At 71.2% G+C, this 20,584-nt stretch carries 20 protein-coding genes; 11 read left to right on the top strand and 9 right to left on the bottom strand.

Translation table 11 applies throughout. The features are described from left to right. Window positions 1-6 precede the first annotated feature (6 nt). From PUR56_RS08320 to PUR56_RS08300, 5 genes are all read left to right on the top strand, one after another. Entirely contained in the window at window positions 7-1,326 is a 1,320-nt protein-coding gene (locus PUR56_RS08320; protein ID WP_329875486.1) for an FMN-binding glutamate synthase family protein, read from the top strand. Continuing rightward, window positions 1,323-2,408 (top strand): FAD-dependent oxidoreductase, encoded by a 1,086-nt coding sequence (locus tag PUR56_RS08315; protein ID WP_329948415.1) that lies wholly within the window; start codon window positions 1,323-1,325, stop codon window positions 2,406-2,408. The genes PUR56_RS08320 and PUR56_RS08315 overlap by 4 nt, the downstream gene beginning before the upstream one ends. 26 nt (window positions 2,409-2,434) lie before the next feature. After that, entirely contained in the window at window positions 2,435-3,058 is a 624-nt protein-coding gene (locus PUR56_RS08310) for a helix-turn-helix domain-containing protein (protein WP_329875483.1), read from the top strand. 101 nt (window positions 3,059-3,159) lie between these two features. Further along, window positions 3,160-4,455, top strand: coding sequence for an ammonium transporter (locus PUR56_RS08305; RefSeq protein ID WP_329875481.1), 1,296 nt, complete (start codon window positions 3,160-3,162; stop codon window positions 4,453-4,455). Window positions 4,456-5,109: 654 nt separating this feature from the next. Further along, a complete protein-coding gene (locus PUR56_RS08300; RefSeq protein ID WP_329948414.1) occupies window positions 5,110-5,565 on the top strand; it encodes an ester cyclase in 456 nt (151 codons plus the stop codon). A 243-nt stretch (window positions 5,566-5,808) separates the two neighbouring features. Here the strand turns inward: PUR56_RS08300 and PUR56_RS08295 are convergent, their stop codons facing one another. After that, window positions 5,809-6,762, bottom strand: a complete 954-nt coding sequence (locus PUR56_RS08295) for a helix-turn-helix domain-containing protein (RefSeq protein WP_329948413.1) — start codon at window positions 6,760-6,762, stop codon at window positions 5,809-5,811. 598 nt (window positions 6,763-7,360) lie between these two features. On the opposite strand from PUR56_RS08295, the gene PUR56_RS08290 reads away from it, so the two are divergent. Further along, a complete protein-coding gene (locus PUR56_RS08290; RefSeq protein WP_329948412.1) occupies window positions 7,361-8,260 on the top strand; it encodes a ribosome-inactivating family protein in 900 nt (299 codons plus the stop codon). Between the two features lie 50 nt (window positions 8,261-8,310). Further along, a complete protein-coding gene (locus PUR56_RS08285; protein WP_329948411.1) occupies window positions 8,311-8,697 on the top strand; it encodes a hypothetical protein in 387 nt (128 codons plus the stop codon). Here the strand turns inward: PUR56_RS08285 and PUR56_RS08280 are convergent. Continuing rightward, window positions 8,654-9,664 carry an ABC transporter gene (locus tag PUR56_RS08280; protein ID WP_329948410.1) on the bottom strand — a complete coding sequence of 337 codons (1,011 nt, stop codon included), beginning with the start codon at window positions 9,662-9,664 and terminating at the stop codon, window positions 8,654-8,656. The two genes, PUR56_RS08285 and PUR56_RS08280, sit on opposite strands and share 44 nt — an antisense overlap. Continuing rightward, window positions 9,661-10,626, bottom strand: coding sequence for an ABC transporter ATP-binding protein (locus PUR56_RS08275; protein ID WP_329948442.1), 966 nt, complete (start codon window positions 10,624-10,626; stop codon window positions 9,661-9,663). Before PUR56_RS08275 ends, PUR56_RS08280 begins: the two co-directional genes overlap by 4 nt. A gap of 1,466 nt (window positions 10,627-12,092) precedes the next feature. On the opposite strand from PUR56_RS08275, the gene PUR56_RS08270 reads away from it, so the two are divergent. The 4 genes from PUR56_RS08270 (at window position 12,093) to PUR56_RS08255 (ending at window position 15,148) form a co-directional block, all read left to right on the top strand. Next, window positions 12,093-12,533, top strand: a complete 441-nt coding sequence (locus tag PUR56_RS08270; protein WP_329948409.1) for an SRPBCC family protein — start codon at window positions 12,093-12,095, stop codon at window positions 12,531-12,533. A 56-nt stretch (window positions 12,534-12,589) separates the two neighbouring features. After that, window positions 12,590-13,936: a carotenoid oxygenase family protein gene (locus PUR56_RS08265; RefSeq protein WP_329948408.1), complete on the top strand. Its 1,347-nt coding sequence runs from the start codon at window positions 12,590-12,592 to the stop codon at window positions 13,934-13,936. Window positions 13,937-14,007: 71 nt separating this feature from the next. After that, on the top strand, window positions 14,008-14,595 hold the full coding sequence (locus tag PUR56_RS08260; RefSeq protein WP_329948407.1) for an SRPBCC family protein: 588 nt from the start codon (window positions 14,008-14,010) through the stop codon (window positions 14,593-14,595). Between the two features lie 382 nt (window positions 14,596-14,977). Continuing rightward, window positions 14,978-15,148, top strand: a complete 171-nt coding sequence (locus PUR56_RS08255; RefSeq protein ID WP_329948444.1) for a hypothetical protein — start codon at window positions 14,978-14,980, stop codon at window positions 15,146-15,148. Window positions 15,149-15,403: 255 nt separating this feature from the next. On the opposite strand, the gene PUR56_RS08250 is transcribed toward PUR56_RS08255, so the two are convergent. From PUR56_RS08250 to PUR56_RS08225, 6 genes are all read right to left on the bottom strand, one after another. After that, window positions 15,404-16,345: an amidohydrolase family protein gene (locus tag PUR56_RS08250; protein ID WP_329948406.1), complete on the bottom strand. Its 942-nt coding sequence runs from the start codon at window positions 16,343-16,345 to the stop codon at window positions 15,404-15,406. Then, window positions 16,342-16,653 (bottom strand): L-rhamnose mutarotase, encoded by a 312-nt coding sequence (locus tag PUR56_RS08245; protein WP_329875463.1) that lies wholly within the window; start codon window positions 16,651-16,653, stop codon window positions 16,342-16,344. Before PUR56_RS08245 ends, PUR56_RS08250 begins: the two co-directional genes overlap by 4 nt. Window positions 16,654-16,755: 102 nt before the next feature. Then, window positions 16,756-17,394 (bottom strand): LutC/YkgG family protein, encoded by a 639-nt coding sequence (locus tag PUR56_RS08240; RefSeq protein WP_329875461.1) that lies wholly within the window; start codon window positions 17,392-17,394, stop codon window positions 16,756-16,758. Further along, the gene (locus PUR56_RS08235; RefSeq protein ID WP_329875459.1) at window positions 17,391-18,848 is read right to left on the bottom strand and encodes a LutB/LldF family L-lactate oxidation iron-sulfur protein; all 1,458 of its coding nucleotides are present in this window, start codon (window positions 18,846-18,848) and stop codon (window positions 17,391-17,393) included. The genes PUR56_RS08240 and PUR56_RS08235 overlap by 4 nt, the downstream gene beginning before the upstream one ends. Further along, on the bottom strand, window positions 18,845-19,585 hold the full coding sequence (locus tag PUR56_RS08230; RefSeq protein WP_329875457.1) for a (Fe-S)-binding protein: 741 nt from the start codon (window positions 19,583-19,585) through the stop codon (window positions 18,845-18,847). Before PUR56_RS08230 ends, PUR56_RS08235 begins: the two co-directional genes overlap by 4 nt. Beyond that, window positions 19,585-20,577 (bottom strand): aldo/keto reductase, encoded by a 993-nt coding sequence (locus tag PUR56_RS08225; RefSeq protein ID WP_329875455.1) that lies wholly within the window; start codon window positions 20,575-20,577, stop codon window positions 19,585-19,587. The genes PUR56_RS08230 and PUR56_RS08225 overlap by 1 nt, the downstream gene beginning before the upstream one ends. Between the last annotated feature and the right edge of the window lie 7 nt (window positions 20,578-20,584).

Genomic DNA, 20,584 nt, shown 5'->3' with positions numbered 1-20,584 from the left:
AGGAGCATGGAACCCGCATCACACGGCCTTCGCGAGTCCGCGACCTTCGATCGCGCCACCATCCACGCCATCCAGCGTGCCGCCGAGACCGGCGTCTACGCCATCCGCGGCGGAGGCGCCAAGCGCAGAGTTCCGCACTTCGACGATCTGCTGCTGCTCGGCGCGTCCATGTCCCGCTACCCGCTGGAGGGCTACCGCGAGAGCTGTGGCACGGACGTCGCCCTCGGCACCCGGCACGCCTCGCACCCGCTGCGGCTGAAGACACCCGTCACCATCGCCGGCATGAGCTTCGGGGCGCTGTCCGCCCAGGCCAAGGAGGCGCTCGGCCGTGGCGCCAGCGAGGTGGGCACCTCGACGACCACCGGTGACGGCGGCATGACCCCGGAGGAACGCGGCCATTCCCAGCACCTCGTCTACCAGTACCTGCCGTCCCGGTACGGTATGAACCCCGACGACCTGCGCGCCGCCGACGCCATCGAAGTCGTCCTCGGCCAAGGCGCCAAGCCCGGTGGCGGGGGCATGCTGCTCGGCCAGAAGGTCACCGAACGGGTCGCCGGCATGCGGACGCTGCCCGTCGGCATCGACCAGCGCAGCGCTTGCCGCCACCCCGACTGGACCGGCCCCGACGACCTCGCCATCAAGATCCTCGAACTGCGCGAGATCACCGACTGGGAGAAGCCGGTCTACGTGAAGGTGGGCGCGGCCCGGACGTACTACGACGTCAGGCTCGCGGTCCAGGCCGGTGCCGATGTCGTGGTCGTGGACGGCATGCAGGGCGGCACGGCCGCCACTCAGGACGTCTTCATCGAACACGTCGGCATCCCCACCCTGGCCGCCCTGCCCCAAGCCGTACGGGCACTGCAGGAGTTGGGTGCCCACCGTGAGGTCCAGCTGATCGTCTCCGGCGGCATCCGCAGCGGCGCCGACCTGGCGAAGGCGCTCGCCCTGGGCGCGGACGCCGTCGCCATCGGCACGGCCGCCCTGATCGCCCTGGGCGACAACCACCCGAAGTACGACGCCGAGTACCGTCGGCTCGGCTCCGCCGCAGGCTACTACGACGACTACCAGGACGGCCGCGACCCCGCCGGCATCTCCACCCAGGACGAGGAACTCTCCGCCCGCCTCGACCCCGTGGAGGCCGGTCGGCGACTTGCGAACTACCTCCGCGTGATGACGATGGAGGCCCAGACCCTCGCCCGCGCCTGCGGCAAGGCACACCTCCTCCACCTCGAACCCGAGGACCTGGTCGCCCTCACCATCGAGTCCGCCGCCATGGCCCGCGTCCCGCTCGTCGGCACCCGGTGGATCCCCGGGGAGGGCCTGTGATCGCCGTCGTCGGCGCAGGCCTGATGGGCGCCGCCACCGCCTGGCAACTGGCCCGCCGCGGCCACGAGGTCACCCTGATCGAGGCGTACGACATCGGCCACCGGCACGGCAGTTCACACGGCAGCTCCCGGATCTTCCGACGCGCCTACGCCGACCCCTTCTACGTCGGCCTGACCGGCAAGGCGGCCGAGCAGTGGTGCGAACTGGAGCACGACAGCGCAACTCCACTGCTGCGCAACACCGGTGGCCTCGACTTCGGGGAGCGACGTGACCTGGAGAGCCTGGCCACCGCGCTGGGCGCGGCCGGAGTGCGCTGCGAGGTACTCGGTGCGCCGGCCGCCGCGGAACGCTGGCCCTCCATCCGCTTCACGGGCCCGGCGCTGTACCACCCGGACGCAGGTGTCATCGACGCCGACCGGACCGTCGCGGCGTGTGTGCGCAGGGCGACCGAGCACGGTGCGGACATCTGGTCCGGCGTACGCGTCACGGGCATCGACGTACCGGGCGCGGTGGTGCTGCGTACGGACGACGGACGTGAGCTCACCTGCGACACCGTGGTCGTAGCCGCCGGTGCGTGGCTGCCCGGCCTCGAACTGCCCGTCACGCTGCCGCCGCTCAAGGTGACCCAGCAGCAGGTCTTCCACTTCCGGCAACGGGAGCCGTCCGTGGCCTGGCCGGTCCTGGTTTGCAAGGACGCGTCGATGCAGGTCTTCGGCCTGCCCTCCGGCGCCGACGGCGGCGCCCTCCCCGCGGTCAAGGTCGCCGAACACGACCGCGGCACCCCCACCACGGCAACCACCCGTACCGGCATCGTCGACCCGTCGTCGCGGATCCGTGTGAGCGCATTCGTCCATGACCGGCTCCCGGGCCTCGACCCCGACCCGGTCGCCGGGACGACCTGCCTCTACACCACCACCGTTGACGACGAGTTCGTCCTCGACCGCCACGGCCCCCTCGTCATCGTTTCCGCGTGCTCCGGCCACGGCGCGAAGTTCGCCCCGGTCATCGGCGCGATGGCCGCCGACCTCGCCACCGGCCGCGCACGGCCCCACCCCCGCTTCCGCCTGGACCGCACGGCGTAGGGGTTCGAACAGAATAGGATGCGTCGGTGACAGAGCGCGCCGAGCACACCGAACCCGCAGCGGACTCCGACGACACGGCCCTGGAGCGCATCATCGCGATCCGGGCCCGCGGGTACCGGCAGGCGGCCGGTCTGTCGGTCGGTGAGATGGCGCGGCGGGTCGGCATCTCCAAGGCCATGCTGTCGAAGATCGAGAACGCTCAGACCGCGTGCAGCCTCACCACGCTCTCCCGGCTCGCGCGCGGTCTCGACGTCCCGGTCACCGCCCTCTTCCGCGGCATGGACGACGAACGCGAGGCCGTCTTCGTCCCCGCCGGGCACGGCGCCCGCATTGTCCGGCGCGGCACCCGCATCGGCCACGAGTACGCCCAGCTCGGCTCCCTGCGGGGCGCTCACAAGCGCATGGACGCCCTGCTGATCACCCTCACCGAGTCCAGCGAGGTCTTCCCGCTCTTCCAGCACGCCGGAACCGAGATCATCTACATGCTCGAAGGTGTCATGGTCTACGGCCACGGGAAGTCCACCTACACCCTGCGCCCCGGCGACGCGCTGCAGTTCGACGGCGAGGCCCCGCACGGCCCGGAACGGCTGGCCGAGCTGCCCATCCGCTTCCTGGCGGTGACGGCCTTCGGGGACAGTCCCCAGCACTGAAACCCGGCCTTAATCGGCCGCGGAGGGATTCGTAACGCACCGTGTGTCTACTGCCGTGAAACGTAGTTTCCTTCTGCTGGACTTCTCTGTGGAGCGTGCGCATGGACACCGGAAGTACCGCTTGGATGCTCGCGAGCACGGCACTCGTCTGTCTGATGGTGCCGGGCCTCGCGCTCTTCTACGGGGGCATGGTCGCCGCGAAGAGCATCCTCAACATGATCATGATGACCTTCGGGTCAGTGGCCCTGGTGGGCTGCATCTGGGTGCTCTACGGCTTCTCGGCCTCCTTCGGTGACTCGATCGGCGGCGCCGGGATCCTCGGTGACGTCACCGAGTATGTCGGCCTGAGCGGGGTGACGGCGGACGATCCGGACGCGGTCATCCCGCTTGCGGTCTTCGCCGCCTTCCAGGCGCTCTTCGCGGCCCTCACCGCCGCCCTGATATGCGGCGCGATCGCCGACCGCATCAAGTTCGGCGCCTGGATGGCCTTCACCGGCATCTGGGTGACGCTGGTCTACCTGCCCGTCGCCCACTGGGTCTTCGCCTTCGACGGGAAGGACGTCGTGGGCGGCTGGATCGTCAACAGGCTCGGCACCGTCGACTTCGCGGGCGGTACCGCCGTCCACGTCAATTCGGGCGCCGCGGCCCTGGCCGTGATCCTCGTCCTCGGTAGACGCATCGGCTGGCAGAAGACGGGGGGCCAGGCGCGGCCGCACAACCTCCCCCTGGTGCTGCTCGGCGCGGGCCTGTTGTGGTTCGGCTGGTTCGGTTTCAACGGCGGCTCCGCGCTGACCTCCGGCAACGCCGCCTCCGTCGCCGTGCTGAACACCTTCACCGCCACCTGCTCCGCGATGCTCGGCTGGCTCCTCGTCGAGAAGCTCCGCTACGGCCGCCCCACCAGCCTCGGCGCCGCGTCCGGTGCGATCGCCGGCCTCGTCGCGATCACGCCGTCCTGCGGTGCGGTCTCCCCGCTCGGCGCCCTCGCGCTCGGCGCCATCGGCGGCGCGGTGTGCGCCCTTGCTGTCGGCCTGAAGTACAGGTTCGGCTACGACGACTCCCTCGATGTCGTGGGTATCCACCTCGTCGGAGGCATCACCGGCACCCTGCTGGTCGGCGTCCTGGCCACGGCGGACGCCCCCAACGCCGTCGACGGCCTGCTCTACGGCGGCGGCTTCTCCCTCCTCGGCAAGCAGGCGATGGGGGCCGTGTCCGTACTGGCGTACTCCTTCTGTGTGACCTGGCTGATCGCCAAGGCGCTCGACAAGACGATGGGCCTGCGGGTCCGCCCCGAGGTGGAGCAGGAAGGCGTCGACGTCCACCTGCACGCGGAGAGCGCCTACGACCTCACCCACGCACCGAGCGCGGCCCCGGTCTCCGAGCCTGCCACCAGGGGATAGTGCGGCCCGCCCCTGACCCGTCTCGCGGCACGACAGGTGCCGAACGTCGTTGGCTCGCCGAGGGGAGGCCGGGGCCTGCCCCAAGCCGGGGTCGTCAACGGAATCGGGTTGGGGGCACGGGGTTTGTCAGGACTCCGGCGTTGGTGGGGAACGGCGGGCGGCGGTCGGTCTCGCACGCACCCGCCGACCATGCTCGTGCTGACCTGTGGCGTCGGCCTGCGATGCCAGGAGGAAGCGGCGAGAGCGCTGTGGTCAGTAGGTCAGAATCACGATCCCTGCTGAGACCTTCTCGCCGGCCTCAGCAGGCGCCGCTCCACCCACGCTGCCGGATCCGACGCGGCCGGCGCCGGTCCCTCCCACACCGCCCGCCGAGGGGAGAGAGCCGTCGATGGGAAACTCCGCAGCCGGGCCGGACCCGCCGCCCCTACCACCGTTGTTACGTCGTCCCGGGTTGCCGGTCCCGCCGGTCCCGCCGGCATTGCCAGGCTTTACGGTGCGCTCGGTGCCCTCGCACCGGCTTGCCCCGGCGGTGCCGCCCTTTCCGTCGGCCCTGCCCGAGCCAGTGCTCCCAGGGGTGGAGGCGTCACCGCCACCCCTGGGCTGGCCGTGATCGGCGGACGCCATCAACGGGGCCGACACGAAAGGAACGATGTCATGACGAAGAACCGGCAAACCGACGCGAGATCCTCAACCACCCGGTTGTTCGAGGCGTTCAACAACCATCTTGAGGACCTGGAGGAGACCGTCGACTCCTACGCCGAAGACGACGTCCTCGAAGAGCACGCGTCAGGAGCCCGGCTGCAGGGACGCCCCGAACTGCGCGAATACCTGGAGGGCTGGTACAAAGCGTCTCCGGACACGCACTGCGAACTCCACAGGATCATCATTGAAGGGGACGCGGTAGCCGTCACCTTCACGGCGAGTGGAACACCGCAACAGGACTTCCCCGGCTACATCGCTCTCCCCGAGAACCGAACCGACCCGATCGAGTACTCGGTCGAATACATGGCGCTCTTCGAACTCGCTCCCGACGGCCTCATTCTGCGCGAGACGGACTACGCCAACCCCGACGAGTTCACCGCAGAGACCGGCGAACGGGCAGCCGCCTGAATCTGCACCCATCGCGCGACGGTCACCCGGCGACAGCGGTTGAGCGGTTGGGCCGGGGACGAGACGCCGTGCACGACCACGACGACATGGCCTTCGTCGGCCAGGCCAGCGAACACCTCACCTCGTGCTCTCCTGTACTGCTCGACCGGTACCCCGATCCGTGCCCTGCGGGGTGGCGACCGGCGGGGGGAGAGGCAGCGATCGCGCGGTGAGGTCCGGGGCCGTGGCCCGGACCCGTGCCGCTCATCCGGTCCGGGAGATCCGGCGCCATTGGCTGGGTGTCACGCCGAAGGTACGGCTGAAACGGCGTGAGAAGTGTGCCGCGTTCGTGAACCCCCAGGACCGGCCGATGGATTCGATCGTCCGGTGGCGGTGGACCGGTGCCGCCAGGTCGTTGCGAGCTCCTTCGAGGCGGCGTCGGATGATCCATTGTTCGAGGCTGAACCCGCTGCTCCCGCACAGCCGGTACAGAGTTCTGACGGAGGTGTTGTGCACCCGGGCGACGCGCTGCGGTGTGAGGTCCGGCTCTCGCAGGTGCAGCCGGACGTAGGCCAGGACGCGTGTGAGAAGGGTTTCCTGCGCGGTCCGGCGGCGCGTGCGGTCGTCGCCGGCGACGGACGCGATCCATGCGCGGGTGAGTTCGGTGGTGGCGTTGACCAGGGCCTCGGTCTCGGGGCCGCCGGTGAGCCGGTCGGCAATGGTGTGCAGGCCGTGGAGGTGGTTCACGAGGAGCGTGCCGACGGGGCTGTGGTGGAGGAGGGGGACCGATGCCCGCACGGTGTCCGTCGGAACGGTGAGCCCTGCGGTGTCGAGCATGAAGGCCAGCGTGCCCCCGGTCCCGGACCATGAGTAGGCGTACCCGTCGGGCATGTGGAGGAGCGACAGGCTGTGGGGCGCGAGGCGGCGCTGATGGTCGCTGGAGGCGAAGGCGCCGTCGCCCCGGACGTGGAGCACCACCGCGACGGCTTCCAGCGAGTCCCGTCGCGCCTGCCTGAGGGAGCGGGTGATGCCGATGCCCGTGCCCCGGCTGTCGAACAGGGTGAGGGACCCGATGCCCCAGACTTCGACCCGCCTCCAGACCGTCTCCTCGGGCTGTTCCTCCTCGACGGCGTCGATCCCGCCCTCGTCCATGGCCACGGCACGGTAGGCCGCGATTCTGTCGCCGCGCGGTAGGTCGTTCGTGTCCAGGACCAGCACACCGTCTCCCCCTTCGCACCCCTGCCCGAATCATCATCCTCGTCCGGCCGCTCCGTGTCAGCCGGGCCTTCCCGCCCCGCCCGGTTCCCGGGGCATGCCGGGCACCGGCCGTGCCGGGTCGGCCGCCGGGGGTGGGGCTGTGGATCCAGCAGCCAGGAGCAAACCGTTGGCAGCCAGGGCAACGCCGGGGAACGGGCACTCTGCCATGCTGCTTCACACGTGGCCCACCTGCCGGGCTCCGGTGCGCGCGGGCTGACGGCCGTGAACCCCGTGGGCCTGGGAACACCGGATCACCCACGACCGGGCCAAGCTTTCGCGTCATCGCCCCCGCCAACCCCGGCTTCGAGGCGGAGGTCGAGGCCCTCGACGCCGACCGGCTCCCGTCGGGGCCGTGACCGTGCCCGCCCTCGTCGCGGCGCTTCCGAACCCGCCGCAGCCCTCCGCATTCCCGACGACACGGCCCCGACCGGCATCCGTACGGGCCCCGGCCCTGCGGCACCCCGATGGTCCCGCACCATCTCGGCGTGATCGCCGCCCGTGGTCCCACCCCACCGCAGGCCGTGGTGGGTCCGACCCGCGCATCGACAAGGAGCTCTGCGTGTTCAACGTCATTCAGTGGCAACGGGTAGGCCGGCGCCTCGCCGGCGTCCTCGCGGCACTCGCCCTCTCCCTGGGCATGCTGGGCACGGCCGCGCACGCCGACCCCGACCGTCCCCTGACGGTCATCGACTGGGACATCAGCGGCCTCGAACACGGCGGCCAAGGCCACCACGACCGGTACTGGAACCTGATCGATCAGGTCCACCGGGTCAGCGGACACGACTTCTACCAGGTCCTGGACGAGACCACGACGACCTACAACCAGCTGATCCAGATCCGGGTGACCTACGCCGGGCAGTACGTCGTCTCGCTGTACTACTGGGCCAACACCCTCTACCTGGCCGGGATCTACCAGCCGGGACAGCCCGACGGTACCGGCAACCGGCACTACGTCTTCCCCGACGGCTACCCCGGCGCCTTCAACCAGGTCCTGGGCGTGCAGGCCCAGCCGCTGCCGTGGAACGGCAGCTACGCCAACCTGCCCGGCGGCGGCAACCGCGCGAGTCGCCAGCTCACCCCGCAGAACCTTCAGAACGGGCTGCTGACGCTGCGCCGGACCCAGGAGCTCCTCGGTTCGGCGGCCGGCACCACGACCCTCGGGTCCTACCTCGTGGACATCATCGGCGCGACAGCCGAAGCGGCCCGCTTCGGCTACATCTTCGACACGGTGCGGCAGAACATCAGGTCCGGCTCGTCGACCCCGATCGGCGCCTTCGGCGCGGACCTCGAAACCAGCTGGGGCCAGCTCTCGGCCTGGGTCTACGCCCGGCTCAACAATCCCGCCGGTGACGGATTCACCATCGGCGCCCCGGGATACAGCAGGTACTACGCCACCGTCGCGGCCCTCATCGCCAACCTCGGATACATCGAACTCAACGGCCACAAACGCAACGGCTGACACCGGACGCCGGGCGCCGGGCGCCGGACACCGGCCGTCCTGCCGGCCGAGTGGACGGCGAGTCCCGGCCGTGCGCGGTGGCCGAGGGCGGCGTGGGGCGTGCGGTCGAGCAGAGGAGAGACCCTGCCGTCCCGGTCCGCCGGCTGTTCCAGGAAATCAAGGAACTGAGCTACAGCGCCGGCCTCAACCTCCTCAACCGCTACCTCATCCGGGGCCGCGCCGACGGGGACCGCCCGGTGATCGGCCCACGCCGCCTCGCCGGCCTCATGCTCACCCGGCCCGACCGGCGGCGGGACAAGGAAACCGACGTGTTGCAGGCCTTTACCACCGCCTGGCCCGCCCGCGCTCCTGCGCGGACGGGCCACGGCCTGCCGGATCGCGCCGAATCCGCGGTCAGAGCAGGCGCTTGCGTCCCCAGAGGACGACGAACGTGGTGACGGCGGCGGCCAGGGCCAGCAGGATCCCGGCGCCGAGCCACTGCATGACCGGCATCTGGGAGACGGGGAGGTAGTCCACCGACCAACCGACGATGCCCTTCTGGCTCACACAGGCGTCACGCGCGGCCTCCGTCGGGCTGCTGCACGTGCCCCAGCCGAGGAGCTTCCCGGAGGAGGTCACGAAGGACTGGTCCAGGGTGTAGGCGGCCGTCGGGAGCTCCGGGAAGGCGTCGGTGCCGACCCCGTCGCGGGTGACGACCGTGGTGGCGGTGCCCAGCGGCAGCCGGACCGCCGACCAGGCCACCTTGATGGCGACGGCCGCGCCGAGGGTGACCACCATGGCGGCCAGGGAGCGCCGCAGGAGCATCCCGATCAGGGCGCCGACGGTCACGGTGAAGAGGGTCAGCGCGACGGGGACGGGTCCGGTGGCGTCGAACAAGGCGCCGGACGTCCAGTCCGAGGAGGTCGCCTTGACGGGGTGGTACCACCAGGTGAAGGCGGCCGACAGCGCCACGGTGGCGACCGCGCTCACCGCCAGGGCCAGTCCGAGCTTGGCGGTCAGCCAGCGCATCCGGCTGACGGACTGCCCGGTGACGAGTTTGGCGGTGCCGGTCTCCAGGTCGGACGCGAACAGCGGAGCACCGAGGAAGACGCTTAGGACCACAGGGACGAGCCCGAGTTGGAAGCCGGTGTCGTTCAGCTGACCGCTGAACGGACCGAAGTCGTTGCGCCACTCGTCACCCGTCGGGTGGGGCCAGTCGAACCGTGCCAGGTGGTCCATCATCCCGGCGCGCCGGTAGGCGATGAACGCGACCCCCACCACGGTCAGCGCCAGCACGGTCCGCAGTGTTGCCCGGTGCTGGCGCCACACCAGCCAGGACAGGCCGTGCAACGCCGGACGGCGGCGCGCCCCGGTCGCGGCCCCGGTCGGGCGGGGGGAGGGAGAGGTGCCGGCCATGGTGCTCATGCCGCCACCGCCCCGTCCCGGGCCAGCCCGCGGACCTGGGCGCTCTCGGTGAGCAGGGGCGGTGTGTCGGGCGATCGAAGGTAGGAGAGGAGGAGTTCCTCAAGGGTGGGGGCATCGCACTGCCAGCGCGCGTCGACCACACCGCCGTGGCGGATCAGGGCCCTGGCCTGGCGGCCGCTGGTGCGGTACTCGACGACGGTGTGCTGGGCGAGGTCGGCGGGCGGCCCGCCCCCGTCGTGCAGCCCGGTGAGCAGGACATGGGCGTCGAGCAGCCTGTCCACCTCGCCGGCCAGCCGCAGCATGCCGGAGGAGACGACCAGGAGGTAGTCGCAGACGGTCTCGATCTCGGCGAGCATGTGGGAGGACATCACGATGGTGGTGCCGCGCTCGGCCGCCTCGGCCAGCAGGGTGCCCGTCAGCTCGTGGCGGACCAGGGGATCGAGGTCGGACATCGGCTCGTCGAGCAGCAGCAGGTCGGGGCGCTTGCCGAAGGCCAGGGCGAACGCGACGCGGGTCCGCTGCCCGCCCGACAGGGTGTTGATCCTGGCGGCGAGGGGTATGGTGCCGGCCCGGACGATGTCCTCGGCGGCGCGCTGGTCCCAGGTGGGGTTGAGCTCCCGACCCAGGCGCAGGGTCTCCGCCACCGTGAAGCGGCCGAACAGCGGCTTCTCCTGGGACAGGAACGCCGTACGCACCCCTGCCTGCGCCGATGCCGGGGCGGAACCGAACACCCGCAGACTGCCCTCGGTGGGCTCCAGCAGATTGCCGGCCATGGCCATCAGCGTCGTCTTACCGGCCCCGTTCGGGCCCACCAGGCCGCAGATCCGGCCGGCCGGCAGCCGGAACGAACAGTCCCGCAGCGCCCAACCCCGTCGGTACCTGCGGCCCAGCCCCCGCGCCTCGATGGCGGACTCGTCGTCCGCCTCGCCCGTGAACACTTTTTGACCCGCACCTTCATGCATCGCCGCTCCTCGGTATGGGGTTTCCGCGGTGGTGGCCGCCGCCGAGGCGGGCTCCGGCGGGGAGGCGTACGCCTCCCCGAGGACGGAGTCGACCAGCGCGGTCACGTCCTCCCGCTCCAGCCCTGCCGTGGCCGCCCGCCACGCCCGGGAGACCGGCTCCTCGCGCAGCGGCGAGTTCGCGGCCCCCGGAGGTCGGGCCGGCGGACGCAGGACGAACGTGCCGGGACCGGGCCTGAGTTGGACCGACCCCTCCCGCTCCCGTCCCCGGTACGCCTTGAGGGTCGTGTTCGGATCGACCGCGCAGAGCAGGGAGACGTCCTTCGCCGTCGGCAGCCGGTCGCCCGGCATCAGCAGGCCGAGCCGGAGCTCCTGTGTGGTCTGCTGGACGATCTTCAGGTTTGTCGCGACCCCGCTGCGACGGTCGATGTGGAACTCCACCCCACCACCATTTCACTACTTGATTAGTGAAAGCATGGTGGATGGTGCGGCGGGGGTATGTCAACCGCCGGCCGCGACCACCCGGGGGTGAGTTCGGGCCGGTGGAACCGGGGCGCTGCGCTCTCCAGGTGCGCCACCTGGCCTACGACGACTACAGCGGCCGGGACTACGGCAGGCCGTCCTCGGACGCCGCCCATGGCTGGGGCGACGGAGCCCAGGACGACCGGCAGACCCTCGACACGGACGCCTACGTCGCGGCCGCGCGGACCTGGGGCTGTCAGTTGGCCGTGGGCAGCGGCGAGCCCCGTGGGGGAGCAGCCCGACCTGTGGTGGAGCCCCTGCGGTCACGGGTATCGGCAACGACAGGGCCGGCAAGATCTGGTACCGCGCGCCGGCCCGCGACCCGATACCCAACTCCCACTCCTCAGGAGCCCGCGCCGCGACCCTGCGTGCCGCAGCCGACCACGGCGGCCGAAGCCGTACGGCACCGATCTGCGGGGCCGGCCGCCGCCGGACAGCGGTGAGCAGCGCTGGACAGCAGGTGGCCGAGAAAATGGACACCGCCCACGGGGAGGCTGTCCACATGAACCGAACGGCAAGGAACTGCCGGCCAGCGGAGTGGCCGAGCAGGTGCCTCACCTCGATCCGCACCCTGCCACAGCCCGGGACACCAGTCTGACGAGAAGCCGCACCCTCCCCGCCCTGCGGGGGAGTTCACGGTGACGAAGTACTGCGGGGCCACCGCCGGGCCCGGCGCCGCGCTCGCGGCCACGGCAGCGGCGCCCGGTTCACCGTCCTGCTCGCCACCTCGATCGCGAACGTCGCGCTGCCGCAGATCCGTGACGGCGTCGGACTCTCCGACGCCCGTCCTGGCCGGCACGCCCTGTCGGCGCTCCCACCGACCCGCCGCGGCCCATGCGGCCCCGCCGCCGAACACCAGCCCGCTCCCCGGGCCGGCCGCCCGAGGCCGCCACCGACCACCCGACCAACGCGCACTCCACCAGTACACCGACCGAGAGGAACCACCCGTGCTCACCATCGACGAGAACGCGCCCGTCATCGTCCGCCTGGCCATCGAGATCGACGCCCCGCTGGAGACCGTCTGGTCCCTGCACACCGGCATCGACGACTGGCCCGTCTGGAACACCGATGTCGACCAGGCCCGCCTGGAGGGCCCGCTCGCCGAAGGCGCCTCCTTCACCTGGCGCACCCACGGACTGGACATCACCTCCACCGTCCACGAGCTCGTGCCCGGCACCCGGATCGCCTGGGGCGGCCCCGCGAACGGTATCGAGGGCATCCACGTGTGGACCTTCGAGCAGACCGGCGACCGGGTCACCGTCCACACCGAGGAGTCCTGGAGCGGAGCCCCCGTCGACGCCGCCGCCGACCAGCTCCGCCACGCCCTGCGCACCTCCCTGGAGGACTGGCTCACCTGTCTCAAGAACCGTGCCGAAAAGCGCTCCTGACCACCTGAACCCCGCTCCGGCCGTATCGCCGCTCCGAAGACCAAGAGGACCCGATCATGACTGACAAGCCTTACCTGCTGGGCCACTACACCCCCGCCGTCGACGAACTGACCGCCACCGGACTGACCGTCGAGGGCACCCTTCCGCCCGAGCTGAGCGGCCGGCTGATCCGCAACAGCCACAACCCCAAGCCCGGCGTCACCCCCACCCACTGGTTCAAGGGCAGCGGCATGGTCCACGGCATCCGGCTGCACGAGGGCCGCGCCGAGTGGTACCGCAATCGCTGGGTCCACACCCCCGCCCTGGACGGCGCGCCCTACATGACCGAGCACGGCCCCGACATGACGGCGAGCACCGCGGGCACCCACGTCATCGAGCACGCCGGGCGCCTGCTCGCCCTGTGTGAGGCCAACCTCCCCTTCGAACTCACCCCCGACCTCGACACCGTCGGCCCCTACGACTTCGACGGCAAGCTGCGCAGCGCCATGACCGCCCACCCCAAGAGCGACCCGGTCACCGGCGAACTCCACTTCTTCGGCTCCTCCCCGTTCCCGCCCTACCTGGTCTACTACGTCGCCGACCCGAACGGGCACATCACGCACAGCGCCGAGGTCCCGGGCGCCACCGCCTCCCTCAAGCACGACTTCGCCGTCACCCGCCACCACGTGGTGTTCGTCGAGGGCACCGTCACCTTCGACCCCACCGAGCACTCCGGCATCCCCTACTCCTGGCAGGACGCGCAGCCGGCCAGGATCGGCGTCATGCCGCGCGGCCCGCACGGTGCCGACAAGATCCGCTGGTTCCCGATCGAACCCGGCAACATGCTCCACGCCGCCAACGCCTACGAGGACGCCGCCGGTCGCATCGTCCTGGAGGGCCCCACCGTCGACCGCGAGGGCTTCCAGCTCTCCTGGAACTGGTGGATCGGCGCACCCAGCCGCGGCACCGAGCCCAACACCCGCTCCTACACCCGTCGCTGGGTCGTCGACCCGGCCGCAGGCACCGTCGACGAGCAGGCTGTCGACGACCTCGCCGTCGAGTTCCCCACCCTCAACGAGGACTTCCTCGGCGCCGAGCACCGCTACCAGTACGCGGTCTCCTTCCCCGACCAGCGGGGCTTCGGCGGCTACGGCGTGGTCAAGTACGACCGCACCACCGGCGAGCGCCGCATCCACCAGGTCGGCGACGCCCGGCTGCCCAGCGAAGCGGTCTTCGTCCCCGCCGCCGGCGCCACCCGCGAGGACGACGGCTACCTGCTCACCGTCGTCTCCGACCTCAAGCAGGACGCCTCTCAGCTCCTGGTCCTGGACGCCTCCGGCCTTGAGCAGGTCGCCACCGTCCACCTCCCGCGCCGGGTCACCGCCGGCATCCACGGCTCCTGGATCCCCGACAGCGCCCTGTGACCGGCCGTCCCGGCGCGCGCGCCGCCCAGGAGCCCCGGCAGACCACCACCCTTCCACGAAAGAGCACTGCCATGCGTACACTCACCGCGGTCATGACCGCCGCCGCCACCGCCGCACTCCTCCTCACCACGTCCCACACCGCCTCCGCCCTCACCGCCGACCGTCGCCCCACCACGGTGGCGGAATCGGCCGCGAGGCACCCCGCGGACGTGCGGATCGACGAGAAGGCCCCGGTCATCACCCGCACCGACATCCTCATCCACGCCCCGCTGCACACCGTCTGGCGGATCCAGACCGACGTCGAGAACTGGCCCACCTGGCAGCCGAACGTCGCCAGGATGGCCAAGGACACCCCCGGCCGCCTGCGCCCCGGCTCGGTGTTCCGCTGGAGCACCGAGGGCCTCGACATCACCTCCACCGTCAAGCAGGTCGAGCCCGGTAGGCGCCTGGTCTGGGGCGGCCCGGCCCAGGGCATCACCGCCGTCCACGTCTGGACCTTCACCCCCACCTGCGACGGTGTCCTCGTCCACACCGAGGAGTCCTGGACCGGCAAGCCCGTCCTGGCCAACAAGGCAGTGCTGCAGGCCGCCCTCGACACCTCCCTGCACAACTGGGTCACCAACCTCAAGCACGAGGCCGAGGCCCAGGCCGCCCGATAGCCCACGCAACTCCCGCGCCCGGATCCGGCAGCAGACCCGGTCCGGGCCGCGGGAGGGCCTGGAGCAGGCCGGGCCGGTTGCCCTTGGCGATGACCAGGTAGTGGGCGCCGTGGGCGTGCGGGTGGCGGGCGTGATCGTGCCGGAGGCGGAGGGCGTCGGCGGTGATCACCGCGTCCTGGATCTCCAGGGTGTCCACGAGCGGGGCGAATGGGACGTCACCGGCTCCCGGCGGTCGAGGCCGCCCTGGCCACCCTGGACCGGACCGGCCCGCGGCGCATCACCGATCTGGCCGCGGTCGGGGGCGTCACCCAGCCCGCGACGACCGCCCTGGTCCGGGTGATGGAGGGGCGTCGGGCTCGGGCCGACGGCGCTGATGATGGGCGTGGCCCCGGCCCACCTCCCCGAGGAGCGCAGTGCGGCCGTGATCGCCCTGATCTCGGTGGTCTCGACCATCGGGGCCGGCGTCGGCTACCCGCTGGCCCGCACGCCGAGCTCGGCGGGGTACGGGCCGCCTACGGCCTCGGCCTGGTCGTCACCGCCGCCGCCCTCGTGACCGCGTGGCGCTCCATGCCCGAAACCCCCCGAAGGCCGCTCCGCCCACGTGGACGTGGCAGCCGCGGTCCTGGCCGCTGCGCTGCTCTTGGCGCTGTTCCTCGCCGGCGCTCGGAATCCGTGGAGCCGGCACCTCGCCGTGGCCGCGGGCCTCGCCGTCGTCACGGTGGTGCTGCTCTGCGTCCGGGCCGTCATCGAGCTGCGCAGCACGACGCCCCTCTCGCCCGCCGCCGCTCGGCCGAGACCAACCCGTACGTCAGATGCACTCATCCCGACACTGTGTTCGCCGTGCCCTCGCACTCTTCGGCGGAGGTCGCGGGTCCGAGCCGGTCGGGCGTGCGGCCAAGGCGGGCCCGTACGCGACGGCTGCTGTACCTGCGAACACCGCGTGCTGCTCGGCGGTGCTCAGGCCGGCGGTGAGGGCCCGGGCGGTGTCCACCACCTCCTGGTAGGAGGCGGCGAGGGTACAGACCGGCCAGTCTGAGCCGAACATCAGCCGCTCGGGCCCGAAAGCCGCCAGCACGGTATCCGAGTACGGACGCAGGTCGGTGAGGGTCCAGTGCTGCCAGTCGGCCTCGGTGACCAGGCCGGAGAGTTTGCAGAAGGTGTTGGGCCTGGAGGCCAGTGCGCGGACCGCCGTGGCCCAGGGCTCGGTCTCGCCGGTGGCTGCGGGCGGTTTGGCGAGATGGTCGAGAACGAGGCTCAGTTCCGGTAGACGGGTGGCGACCTCGGTGGCGGCAGGCAGCTGATGGGGAAGGACGAGCAGGTCGTAGGCGAGCCCGGAGGCCGCCACCGTTGCCAGGCCACGCAGGACGTCGGGGCGCAGCAGCCACTCGGGGTCAGGTTCGGACTGGACTTGGTGGCGCAGGCCCACCAGCTTCCGGCCGCCCGGAAGTTCACGCAGCCGGGCGATGGTGTCGGCGATGCCGCGGTCCGTGAGGTCGGTCCAGCCGATGACGCCGGCGACCAGGTCGTCGGAGGCGGCCAGTGCCAGCATCTCAGGGGTCTCCTGCGGAAGGCAGACGGTCTGCACCAGGACGGTTGCGGTGACGCCCGCCCGACTGGCGGGTAGGTGCAGGTCGGCGAGTGAGAAGTCGCGGTGGATCGGGGCGAGTGCCTCGCCGGTGATCCACTCCTGGTCGCGGACAGCAAGGTCCCACAGGTGGTGGTGTGCGTCGACGATCCCAGGGCCGGTCATAGTTCCCACACCACCGGGAGGCCGGCTGCGGCGCCGTCGACGGAGTAGTCGTGGACGACATCGAGCAGCTCGGCCATCCTGGCCTGCCATGCGATGTTGACCGGCAGACCCTCCAGCCCGGCAAGCAGTGCGGCGTAGTCGGCACACTCGATGAGGTGGAACAGCTCGGTGCCGCTGCGCCAGATGGTCCAGGAGGTGGCGCCGGCCGTCCGGATGGCGGCGGTGAGTTCGATGGGCACCTGTTGGTGGGCCAGCTCATAGGCGGAGATCTGGTCAGCGCGGACGCGGGTATGCAGGGCGACCCTCATTCGGGCTCCATGGGTGTGTGGGGTGGCCCGCGCGATGAACGTGCCGAAGGCTGTGCGCGGGTGGTGGGGGTGTGAGCGACTTGCGTCTGCGGGTCGGTGCGGTCAATGCTCCGGGGTGTCCTCGACGATGAGGATGTCGAGGCTGCGGGGGCCGTGAACGCCTTCGACGCGGTCGAGTTCGATGTCGCTGGTGGCGGACGGTCCGGAGATCCAGGTGAGCGGGCGGGTGGGGTCGAGCGCGGCGAGGGCGTCCGGGACGTCGGCGACTATCTGCGAGGCCCGCACGACGCAGAGGTGGTAGTCGGGGATGAGGGTGAGTGCGCGTCGGCCTTGGCCGGGGCCGCTGTCGAGGACGAGGGTGCCGGTGACGGCGATGGCGATGGTCGCGGTGGTGAGGGCGCCGCCGAGGGTTTTCAGCTCCGGGAGGGTGAGTGCGGGCCGGTCGGATCGCCACGGCAGGTGGGGAAGCCAGTCGGCGGGAAAGCCGTCCGGCACGACGATATTGGTGGCGCCGTGTGCGGCAAGGGCCGCGCCTATGGTTTCCGGCAACGACCTCGGTGCGCAGCGGCGTACGGTGGCGCGGTAGTCGGCGGCGCGTTCGAGGAAGAGTTCGGTCAGGTCGCTGTCGGCGTGGCTGCGGTGGTAGGCCCGGGGGACGGGGACGTCCTCGGGGCGTTCGTCGGAGGGGACGTCGGTGAGTGCGGCGCGGATCCGGGCCAGCATCTCGTGGCGGCTCGTCATGGTGTCTCCCGGTTCCGGCGCCACCAGGAACGGAAGGACTCGGCGGGCGGTACGGGGGTGTCGCGCGAGTCCGACCAGCCGCGCAGCGGCCCGGGGAGCCGTCTGATCCTGCCGCCCCTGGCCAGCACGCTTGCGCCGAGGGCTCCGGCCTTCTGGGCGGCGGTCAGGCGGCCGGGGGAGGAGAGTACCGCGGTCGCGGCCTTCATGACGAGTGCCTCGACGGTGGGGGTGCGGCGACTGCGGCGCTTGCCTTCGACGGCCTCGGCGCGCAGGTGGGCGAGAACCTCCGGGATGTTGATTTTGACGGGGCAGGCGTCGTAGCAGGCGCCGCACAGCGTGGAGGCGAAGGGCAGCGACGCCGCGTGCTCGACGCCGACCAGTTGCGGGGTGAGGACGGCGCCGATCGGGCCGGGGTAGACGGAGCCGTAGGCGTGGCCGCCGGTGCGCTGGTAGACCGGGCAGACGTTGAGGCAGGCGGAGCAGCGGATGCAGGCGAGGGCCTGGCGGCCGACGGTGTCGCGCAGGGTGGCGGTGCGGCCGTTGTCGAGGAGGACGAGGTGGAAGCGGCGGGGGCCGTCGCCGGGCGTGACCCCGGTCCACAGGGAGGTATAGGGGTTCATCCGTTCGCCGGTGGAGGAGCGCGGCAGGAGCTGGAGGAAGACTTCCAGGTCGGCGAACGAGGGGATGACCTTCTCGATGCCCATGACCGTGATGAGGGTTTCTGGGATGGTGAGGCACATTCGGCCGTTGCCCTCGGATTCGACGACGACGACCGTGCCGGTGTCGGCGCAGGCGAAGTTGGCTCCGGAGACGGCGACCTTGGCGGTGAGGAACTTCTGGCGGAGGTGGAGTCGGGCGGCGTCGGCGAGGGCGACCGGATCGTCGCTCAGACCGTCGGGGGCGGGACGGCCCCAGCGTGCCATTTCTCGGGTGAAGATGTCACGGATCTCGGCGCGGTTGCGGTGGATCGCCGGGACAAGGATGTGGGAGGGCCTGTCCTTGCCGAGCTGGACGATGAGTTCGGCGAGGTCGGTCTCGTACGCGGTGATGCCGGCCTCGGCGAGTGCCTCGTTGAGACCGATCTCCTGGGTGGCCATCGACTTGACCTTGACCACCTCGCGCTCGCCGGTGGCGTGGACCAGCTCGGTGACGATCCGGTTGGCCTCCTGAGCGTCCGCCGCCCAGTGCACCGTGGCGCCCGCAGCGGTCAGCGAGGACTCCAGGCGCTCCAAGTGATGGTCGAGATGGCGCAGGGTGCGGGCCTTGAGCGCGGCCGCGGTCTCGCGCAGCTGCTCCCAGTCGTCGAGTTCGGCGATTGCTGCCACGCGTTTGTCGCGGATGGTGGTGGTGGCGCGTTTGAGGTTCTCGCGCAGTTGGCTGTCGGCGAGGGCGGTGCGTGCGGCCTGGGGGAAGGGCGGGGTGCCGAGCCAGACCAGGCCGTGGTTGTCCTTCATCGCGGGTCCTCCTCGATGGTGGCGAGGATCTCGGCCAGGTGCATGGTGCGGATGGGGGAGTTCTGCCGGGACAGGCCGCCGCCGATGTGCAGCAGGCAGGAGTTGTCGGCCGCGCACAGCACGTCGGGGGCGGTGGCGGTGACGTCTGCGGTCTTGTCGGCGAGCATCGCGGCGGAGGTCGCGGCGTTCTTCATCGCGAAGGTGCCTCCGAAACCGCAGCATTCCTCCCGGCCGCCCAGGTCGAGGAGTTCGAGTCCGTCCACGGCGCGCAGCAGCCGTTCGGGGCGGTCGCCCAGGCGCAGCCCGCGCAGCGAGTGGCACGTGGGGTGGTAGGCGACCTTGTGCGGGAACCGGGCGCCGACATCGGTGACGCCGAGGACGTCCGTCAGGAACTCGGTGAACTCGTGGACCCTGGGAACGAGTCCGGCGACCTTGCGCCGGAGGTCTGGCGAGGCGTACCGGTCGGTGAGGAGGGGGTGGTTCTCGCGGACCATGCCGGCGCAGGACGCGGAGGGGGTGATGACGGCGTCGTAGTGGGAGAAGGTGTCGGCGAAGTGCCGCACCAGGGGCATCGCGTCGGTGCGGTAGCCGGTGTTGAAGTGCATCTGCCCGCAGCAGGTCTGTTCCTGTGGGAAGTCGACCGTATGGCCGAGCCGTTCCAGGACCGTGACCACGGCGCGGCCGGTGTCGGGGAGCAGGGTGTCGTTGATGCAGGTGAGGAACAGGGCGATGCGCATCAGTGGTCGCCTTCCGGTACGGGGACGTTGTCCGGCAGCAGGGCCGTGGTGCGCAGGTCGACCCAGAGCGCGGCCGGGACGCGTCGCGCGTACTGCCGCCCGGCGTCCGTGATCTCGTCGGCGGTGCGGGCGCCGACAAGGACACTCGCCACCGCCGGGTGCGCGAGCGCGAACCGCACCGCGGCCGCGCGCAGCGGCACGCCGTGTCGCGCGCAGACCTCCTGCATCCGCAGCGCGCGTTCCACCTGGGGGGCCGGAGCGGTGGTGTAGTCGAAGGTGGCGTCCGGGTGCGGGTCGGCGAGCAACCCGGAGTTGAACACCCCGCCTATGACGACCGAGATGTCGTGTTCGAGGGCTGCGGGAAGCAGCTCCTGGAGCGCTGTCTGGTCGAGCAGCGTGTAGCGGCCGGCGATCAGGACGACGTCGACGTCGGTGTCGCGGACGAAGCGTGCCAGTGGTTCGCAGTGGTTCATCCCGGCGCCGATCGATCCGACGAGGCCCTCGGTGCGCAGGCGTTCCAGAGCTGGGTAGGCCTCGCCCAGTGCCTGGTCCAGGTGGTCGTCGGGGTCGTGCAGGTAGACGGTGTCGACTCGGTCGACGCCGAGGCGGGTCAGGCTTTCCTCCAGGCTGCGGCGGATTCCGTCGGCGGTGAAGTCCCAGCGGCGGGTGTGGGTCGCGGGTACCGCGAAGCCGTTCGCCGCGTCGGACCCGCTTACGGGTTCGACCGGTTCCAGGATCCGGCCGACCTTGGTGGAGAGGTGGAATCCGTCCCGTGGGTGCTCCTGGAGGAACCGGCCGAGTCGTCGTTCGGACAGGCCGAGGCCGTAGTGCGGGGCCGTGTCGAAGGAGCGGATGCCGGCTGTCCATGCTGCGGCGAGGGCGGCGTTCGCTTCCTCGTCTCCGACCGGAGTGAACAGGTTCCCGAGGCCGGCCGCGCCGAATGCGAGCCGGGTGACGGCGGTGTTGGTGCGTCCGAGCGGGACCAGCTCCATCACCGGC

This window comes from Streptomyces sp. BE303, assembly GCF_036290945.1.
Lineage (GTDB): Bacteria > Actinomycetota > Actinomycetes > Streptomycetales > Streptomycetaceae > Kitasatospora.
Note: the sequence above shows the minus strand (reverse complement) of the source record. Positions and strands in the feature narration are given on the sequence as shown.

Bases quoted from the DNA above. Each gene is read 5' to 3' on its own strand.
- PUR56_RS08320 (WP_329875486.1), top strand. From the start codon at position 7: ATGGAACCCGCATCACACGGCCTTCGCGAGTCCGCGACCTTCGATCGC.
- PUR56_RS08305 (WP_329875481.1), top strand. From the start codon at position 3,160: ATGGACACCGGAAGTACCGCTTGGATGCTCGCGAGCACGGCACTCGTC.
- PUR56_RS08300 (WP_329948414.1), top strand. From the start codon at position 5,110: ATGACGAAGAACCGGCAAACCGACGCGAGATCCTCAACCACCCGGTTG.
- PUR56_RS08280 (WP_329948410.1), bottom strand. From the start codon at position 9,664: ATGAGCACCATGGCCGGCACCTCTCCCTCCCCCCGCCCGACCGGGGCC.
- PUR56_RS08275 (WP_329948442.1), bottom strand. From the start codon at position 10,626: ATGCATGAAGGTGCGGGTCAAAAAGTGTTCACGGGCGAGGCGGACGAC.
- PUR56_RS08265 (WP_329948408.1), top strand. From the start codon at position 12,590: ATGACTGACAAGCCTTACCTGCTGGGCCACTACACCCCCGCCGTCGAC.
- PUR56_RS08260 (WP_329948407.1), top strand. From the start codon at position 14,008: ATGCGTACACTCACCGCGGTCATGACCGCCGCCGCCACCGCCGCACTC.
- PUR56_RS08250 (WP_329948406.1), bottom strand. From the start codon at position 16,345: ATGACCGGCCCTGGGATCGTCGACGCACACCACCACCTGTGGGACCTT.
- PUR56_RS08245 (WP_329875463.1), bottom strand. From the start codon at position 16,653: ATGAGGGTCGCCCTGCATACCCGCGTCCGCGCTGACCAGATCTCCGCC.
- PUR56_RS08240 (WP_329875461.1), bottom strand. From the start codon at position 17,394: ATGACGAGCCGCCACGAGATGCTGGCCCGGATCCGCGCCGCACTCACC.
- PUR56_RS08235 (WP_329875459.1), bottom strand. From the start codon at position 18,848: ATGAAGGACAACCACGGCCTGGTCTGGCTCGGCACCCCGCCCTTCCCC.
- PUR56_RS08230 (WP_329875457.1), bottom strand. From the start codon at position 19,585: ATGCGCATCGCCCTGTTCCTCACCTGCATCAACGACACCCTGCTCCCC.
- PUR56_RS08225 (WP_329875455.1), bottom strand. From the start codon at position 20,577: ATGGAGCTGGTCCCGCTCGGACGCACCAACACCGCCGTCACCCGGCTC.